This window comes from Streptomyces sp. NPDC030862 (assembly GCF_055571835.1).
Map to the genome: position 1 here is coordinate 172128 of NZ_JBVIEN010000002.1, position 6677 is coordinate 178804.

At 72.8% G+C, this 6677-nt stretch carries 7 protein-coding genes; 4 read left to right on the forward strand and 3 right to left on the reverse strand.

Annotation, left to right across the window (positions count from 1 at the left end; all coding sequences use genetic code 11):
- Position 1: 1 nt before the first annotated feature.
- On the reverse strand, positions 2-1066 hold the full coding sequence (locus tag ACZ42X_RS05035) for a GNAT family N-acetyltransferase (protein ID WP_468284428.1): 1065 nt from the start codon (positions 1064-1066) through the stop codon (positions 2-4).
- Between the two features lie 115 nt (positions 1067-1181).
- On the opposite strand from ACZ42X_RS05035, the gene fdxA reads away from it, so the two are divergent.
- Positions 1182-1505, forward strand: coding sequence for a ferredoxin (gene fdxA / locus ACZ42X_RS05040; protein WP_361419634.1), 324 nt, complete (start codon positions 1182-1184; stop codon positions 1503-1505).
- A 149-nt stretch (positions 1506-1654) separates the two neighbouring features.
- The gene (dapC, locus tag ACZ42X_RS05045) at positions 1655-2767 is read left to right on the forward strand and encodes a succinyldiaminopimelate transaminase (protein ID WP_468284430.1); all 1113 of its coding nucleotides are present in this window, start codon (positions 1655-1657) and stop codon (positions 2765-2767) included.
- Between the two features lie 98 nt (positions 2768-2865).
- Here dapC and ACZ42X_RS05050 read toward each other — a convergent pair whose 3' ends face one another.
- Both ACZ42X_RS05050 and ACZ42X_RS05055 read right to left on the reverse strand, forming a co-directional pair.
- Positions 2866-3297, reverse strand: coding sequence for an ATP-binding protein (locus tag ACZ42X_RS05050; protein WP_361419628.1), 432 nt, complete (start codon positions 3295-3297; stop codon positions 2866-2868).
- 301 nt (positions 3298-3598) lie between these two features.
- Positions 3599-4537: a VldE C-terminal domain-containing protein gene (locus ACZ42X_RS05055; protein ID WP_468284432.1), complete on the reverse strand. Its 939-nt coding sequence runs from the start codon at positions 4535-4537 to the stop codon at positions 3599-3601.
- Positions 4538-4575: 38 nt separating this feature from the next.
- On the opposite strand from ACZ42X_RS05055, the gene dapE reads away from it, so the two are divergent.
- Together dapE and ACZ42X_RS05065 are read left to right on the forward strand one after the other, a co-directional pair.
- Positions 4576-5679, forward strand: a complete 1104-nt coding sequence (gene dapE, locus ACZ42X_RS05060; RefSeq protein WP_468284434.1) for a succinyl-diaminopimelate desuccinylase — start codon at positions 4576-4578, stop codon at positions 5677-5679.
- A gap of 77 nt (positions 5680-5756) precedes the next feature.
- On the forward strand, positions 5757-6527 hold the full coding sequence (locus ACZ42X_RS05065) for an LOG family protein (protein WP_468284436.1): 771 nt from the start codon (positions 5757-5759) through the stop codon (positions 6525-6527).
- Positions 6528-6677: the final 150 nt, after the last annotated feature.

Consider the following 6677-nt stretch of genomic DNA (forward strand, 5'->3'; position numbering starts at 1 on the left):
GTCACGTACCCGATTCGGGGGACCGGAAGTGGTGGTAGCGGTGGTGGAGGGCGAAGCCCATCCCGTCGTACAGCGCGCGGGCACCGCCGTTGTCCTCCTCCACCTGGAGCCAGGCCGCCGACGCGCCCTCCTCCAGCGCGCGGCGCGCCAGCGCCGCCATGACCGCCGTGGCCAGCCCCCGGCGCCGGTACGCCGGGTCCACCTCGACCGCCGCGAAGCCGGCCCACCGCCCGTCGACGACGCACCGCCCGATCGCGGCCGGCACCTCGCCGCCCTCCGGGTCCGGTACGGAGGCGAACCACACCGACGGCCCGCCGGCCAGCACCTTCAGCACGTGCGGCCCCGGCACCCCGGACCGGTTGTACCGTCGCAGCCACGCCTCGTCGAGCTCCCGGGACAGGACGACGCCGGCCGGCTCCACCAGGTCCGCGACCGGCGCGAGCGCCCCGATCCGCACCTCCGCGGTCACCTCGCGCCGCCAGCCCCGCTCCTCCAGCGCCGCGCACAGCCGCTCCTGCGTGCCCTCCGCCCCGGTCGCGGCCTGGATGTACGGCGGCAGGCCCCGCTCCTCGTACCAGGAGCGCACCCGCGCGAGCGCCTCGTCCAGGGGTATGCCGGGATCACCGAGCGGCAGCGCCGAGTTGGCCCGCCGGGTGAAGCCCGACCGTCGCCCGGCCGCCACCCCTCCCGGACGCCCTTCGGGCGGCACCTCCCCGACCGCCGCCCTCAGCGTCCACGCGCCGAGCGGCTCGCTCTCCACCGGCGGCCAGGCGCGCGCCAGCACCGGCGCGAGCTCCTGGAAGTCGGCGGCGGGGCCGCGGCGGCGGGCCGGCGCCGCGGGGACCACCTTGCCCGCGACCAGCGTGGATTCCGGGATGCGGACGGTCTCACCGGTCCGGCGTGTGATCAGCAGCACACCCTTGTCCCATGATGTGAGAACGCCGACCGTGTCGGTGAACGTCTCCCGGCCCGCACCGGGGTCGCCCAACCGGCGGACGGAGACGCGTTTCCCCACGTCAGCCGGGGTGATGCGGACCTCCAGCCGTCCGCCAGCAGTGAATTCCACAGCTCCGCGCGCCCCTCATGTTCGGATCGTTACCAAGAACGGAGATACTAGGTGCGGGCATCGACGACGCCGCGCTCCCGCGCAAGCCAGAGCCCTACCAAGGAGGAACGACAGCGTGACCTACGTCATCGCACAGCCTTGTGTCGACGTGAAGGACAAGGCGTGCATCGAGGAGTGCCCCGTCGACTGCATCTACGAGGGCCAGCGGTCCTTGTACATCCACCCGGACGAATGCGTCGACTGTGGTGCTTGTGAGCCGGTCTGCCCGGTCGAGGCGATCTTCTACGAGGACGACACCCCGGAGGAGTGGAAGGACTACTACAAGGCGAACGTCGAGTTCTTCGACGACCTGGGCTCGCCGGGTGGTGCCTCCAAGCTCGGCCTGATCGAGCGCGACCACCCCTTCATCGCCGCGCTTCCGGCCAACCCTAACGGCTGACGGCGCGCCCTCGGTCCCGTACGGCTTCGCCCGCTGTACGGGACCGACGTGTTTGGCCGTACGGGTGTGGCCGTGGTCGCCGTACCCGTACCCGTACGCACAGAAGCCGTACGCAGAGAAGCCGTACGTAGAGAAAGAGAGCCCGCACCGTGTCCCCCGCCTCCTCGCGCGTCTCTTCGCGTCTGCCCGTTTTCCCGTGGGACAAGCTCGAGCCGTACAAGAAGACGGCCGCCGCCCACCCGGACGGCATCGTGGACCTGTCCGTCGGCACGCCGGTCGACCCCGTCCCCGAGCTGATCCGGCGTGCCCTGGCCGGCGCCGCCGACTCGCCGGGCTATCCGATGGTGTGGGGGACGCCCGAGCTGCGCGACGCGATCACCGGCTGGTGCGAGCGGCGCCTGGGCGGGCGCGGGCTCGCGCACACCAACGTGCTGCCGGTGGTCGGCTCCAAGGAGCTGGTGGCCTGGCTGCCCACCCAGCTGGGGCTGGGCGCGGGTGACGCGGTCGCCTACCCGCGGCTCGCGTACCCGACGTACGAGGTCGGCGCGCGGCTGTGCGGCGCGACCCCGGTCGTGTACGACGACCCGACGGAGCTCGACCCGGCGGGGCTGGGCCTCAAGCTGCTGTGGCTGAACTCGCCGTCCAACCCGACGGGCCGCGTGCTCGCCAAGGACGAGCTGGTGCGGATCGTCGCGTGGGCGCGCGAGCACGGCGTGCTGCTCTTCAGCGACGAGTGCTACCTGGAGCTCGGCTGGGAGGCCGACCCCGTCTCCGTACTGCACCCGGACGTCTGCGGCGGTTCGTACGAGGGCATCGTCGCCGTCCACTCGCTCTCCAAGCGCTCCAACCTGGCCGGCTACCGCGCCGCGTTCCTCGCGGGCGACGAGGCCGTCCTCGGCGAGCTGCTGCAGATCCGCAAGCACGGCGGCATGATCACGCCCGCTCCGGTGCAGGCGGCGACGGTCGTGGCGCTCGGCGACGACGCCCATGTGGCGGAGCAGCGCGCCCGGTACGCGGCGCGGCGCGCGGCGCTGCGCGGGGCCCTGGAGTCGCACGGCTTCCGGATCGAGCACAGCGAGGCGAGCCTGTACCTGTGGGCGACGCGCGACGAGCCGTGCTGGGAGACCGTGGCGTACCTGGCGGAGTCGGGGATCCTGGTGGCGCCGGGGGACTTCTACGGCGAGGCGGGAGAGCGGTTCGTGCGGGTGGCGTTCACGGCCACGGACGAGCGGATCGAGGCCGCGGTGAAGCGGCTGGGCTGACGCCCGCCCGACCGGCCCGCGTGCACGCCGAAGGGCCCGGGGAGCGACGCATCCGCTCCTCGGGCCCTTCGTGGTGCGTGTGCCGGTACGCGGCGGCGTCAGCCGAGCGCCGGCAGCCCGCCGGCCGGGAGCTGCGGGGCCGCCGGCAGGCCGCCGCCGAGCGCGTCGGTCGGGGCGGCGGAGGCGGCGCCGCCGACGAGGTCACCGGCGTTGCCCGCGGCGTCGCCGACGGCCTGCTGGGCAGCGGGCGTCGTGGTCTCGCCCGTCTTGGCGACGGTGTCGCCGACGGCCGGCACGGACTTCTTCACCGCCGAGCCGCCGGCCTCGCCGGCCAGGTCGGTGGCGCCGCGGGAGGCGCCGCCCACGGTGTCGGAGGCCGAAGCGGTGTCGAGGCTGGAGACGCCGCCGAGGTCGGTGGCCTGGGGCAGATCCACGGCGTTTGCGGAGCCGGCCGCACCGACCACGGGAGCTGCGCCCGCTGCGATCAGCAGCGCGGCACGGGCGATCCGACGGGTCAGGGGGAGGGACATGATGCTCCTTCGACGGGAGAGGTCGTTGTCTGTCCGACGATCGGACGCTGTGACAACCGGTCGGAGGGCGGGGGAGGTTGCGGTGACCCAAGGTAAAGAGTTGGTAATGCATCGCATTATCTGCTTCACGCAAAAACGGGCAAAGTGAGGTGTAGAGGCGACAGGGCGGAACCCTGCGCAGAACCGTCACTTCCCAGGCGCCGCAAGGAAAAGGACAGGGATCCGCGAGGTGCGGCGCGAGGCCGGCGGAAAAAGATGCGGGGGCAAGCCGCCGAGTAATTCGGGAGAGTGAATTCCAGCGCTACTGTGCGACCCGGATTCGGACTTCGCCGGTGTGTGCATCGCCCGGCTCGGGGGAATCGTCAGCCGCCCGCCAGCCCTCGGCCGACCGCTCCACGCTCCATACGCGGCCGGCGTACGACACCTCCGCGATCCCCAGCGCGTCCGCCTGCGCCACCGCCCATTGCGCCAGCTCCCAGCCGCGCCGCGAGCCCCCGGCACCGTCGTCCCCGCCCGCGGCCGTGCCTTCCGGCCCGGCGGACTCCACCAGCGCCGCCACCGGCAGGGCGATCTCCGAGGAGGCCGCGCCCCCGGCCTTCGGCAGCACCTCCTCGCCGAACGACCGCACCAACTCCGCGCGCACCTTCGCCGGATCGCCCGCCTCAGGTACGGCGCTGCCCGGCGTACAGGTCAGCGACGCCGCCGACCGCCCGGTCAGCGCGGCGGCCAGCAGCGCGGCGTCCGGCTCGTGCTTCGCGTACGCCTGCGGGAACCCGCTGCGCTGCACGCGCTGCGCGGCGACCGTCAGTGGCAGGCGGGAGTACCCCGGGACCTCGGCGAGGCGCTCGTAGAACCGGCTCGCCGAGAAGACCGGGTCCATGATCTGCTCCACGGTGCCCCAGCCCTGCGACGGGCGCTGCTGGAACAGGCCGATCGAGTCCCGGTCGCCGTGCCGGATGTTGCGCAGCGCCGACTCCTGCAGGGCGGTCGCCAGCGCGATCGTGACCGCGCGCTCCGGCATCCCGCGCGTGGTGCCGACGGCGGAGATCGTCGCGGCGTTCGACGCCTGCTCGGGGGTGAGCCGGTACGTGTGCGAGCCGGTGCCCACCGTGCACTGCGGGCCGCCCTTGCCCGTCGTCATGTACTGCGCCACCACGTACCCGGCGAGCGCCAGCAGTACGGCGAACGCGACGGCGGTGCGGGCGATCCTGGGGTTGCGGGGGCGGGGGGACTCGGACACGAGCCCACCGTACTGGAGGCCGGGATAGGCTCGTCACCATGTCCGAGACCATGCCCGCGACCGCCTCCGCAGCCACCCTCGACCTGACCCTGGACGGTCCGGCGCTCACCGCCGCGCTCGTCGACTTCCCCTCCGTCAGCGGCACCGAGAAGCCCCTCGCCGACGCGATCGAACAGGCGCTGCGGACCCTTCCGCACCTGACGGTCGACCGGTACGGCAACAACGTCGTCGCCCGTACGAACCTGGGCCGCCCCGAGCGCGTCGTCCTGGCCGGGCACATCGACACCGTGCCGATCGCCGACAACGTCCCCTCGCGCCTGGACGAGAACGGCATCCTGTGGGGCTGCGGCACCTCGGACATGAAGTCGGGCGTCGCCGTCCAGCTGCGCATCGCGGCGACCGTGCCGGAGCCCAACCGCGACCTGACGTTCGTCTTCTACGACAACGAAGAGGTCGCCGCCCATCTGAACGGCCTCGGGCATGTGGCCGCCGCACACCCCGAGTGGCTGGCGGGCGACTTCGCGATCCTGCTGGAGCCCTCCGACGGCGAGGTCGAGGGCGGCTGCCAGGGCACCCTCCGGGTCCACCTGCGGATGAGCGGCGAGCGCGCCCACTCCGCGCGCTCCTGGATGGGCTCCAACGCCATCCACGCCGCGGCCCCCGTCCTGGCCAGGCTGGCCGCGTACGAGCCGAGGCGGCCGGTGATCGACGGGCTGGAGTACCGCGAGGGGCTCAACGCCGTCGGCATCGAGGGCGGCGTCGCGACGAACGTGATCCCCGACGAGTGCACCGTCGTCGTCAACTTCCGCTACGCGCCCGACCGCTCCATGGAGGAGGCCGAGGCCCACGTGCGCGAGGTCTTCGCGGACTGCGGCGTCGACGAGTTCGTGGTCGACGACCACACGGGCGGCGCGCTGCCGGGCCTCTCGCACCCCGCCGCGGCGGCCTTCATGGAGGCCGTGGGCGGCGCGGCGCGGCCCAAGTTCGGCTGGACGGACGTGGCCCGGTTCAGCGCGCTGGGCGTGCCCGCGGTCAACTACGGCCCCGGCGACCCGCTCTTCGCGCACAAGCGGAACGAGCACGTCGCCATCGACAAGATCACCCACTGCGAGCGGCGCCTGTACGACTGGCTCACTGCCTGACCACCGTAATTTCGCCATTCGTCATGTGCGTCGCCCTACCCTGAGCGGGAAACGATGTTCAGCGGAGGGAGCAGGTCATGGGCAACCCCGAGGCCGAGGCCGAAGGACTGCGGGCGCTCGCGGAACAGCGACTGGGGCCGGTGCTGCGCCGCCGTGAGCAGGTGCAGCCCGGTACGACCGATCAGCGGCTGCTGGACACCGCGGGCGACTCCGAGTGGGTGCACACCGACCCGTGGCGCGTCATGCGCATCCAGTCCGAGTTCGTGGAGGGCTTCGGCGCCCTCGCCGAACTCCCGGGCGCGATCAGCGTCTTCGGCTCCGCCCGCACACCGGTGGACTCGCCGGAGTACGAGGCGGGCGTCCGGATCGGCAAGGCGCTGGTGGAGGCGGGCTTCGCGGTGATCACCGGCGGCGGGCCGGGCGCGATGGAGGCCGCGAACAAGGGCGCGCGCGAGGCGAAGGGCATCTCCGTCGGACTCGGCATCGAGCTGCCCTTCGAGCAGGGGCTGAATCCGCACGTCGACATCGGCGTCAACTTCCGCTACTTCTTCGTGCGGAAGACGATGTTCGTGAAGTACGCCCAGGGCTTCGTCGTCCTGCCGGGCGGCCTGGGCACCCTGGACGAGCTCTTCGAGGCCCTCACCCTGGTGCAGACCAGAAAGGTCACCCGCTTCCCGATCGTGCTCTTCGGTACGGCGTACTGGTCCGGTCTGGTCGACTGGCTGAAGAACACCGTCATCGCGCAGGGCAAGGCCTCGGAGCGGGACCTGATGCTCTTCCACGTGACGGACGACGTGGACGAGGCGGTGGCGCTGGTGACGAAGGAGACGGGCGCGACTCCCCACTGACCGTCGCCGAGAGCCGCCGAGAGCCACTCAGAGCCGCTGAGGGCCGCCGTGGGGGGGGGGGGGGGGGGGGGGGGGGGGGGGGGGGAGAAAAACCCCCCCCCCCCCCCCTCCCCCTCCCCCCCCCACCGGGCACTATCTTCCTCTGGCTAC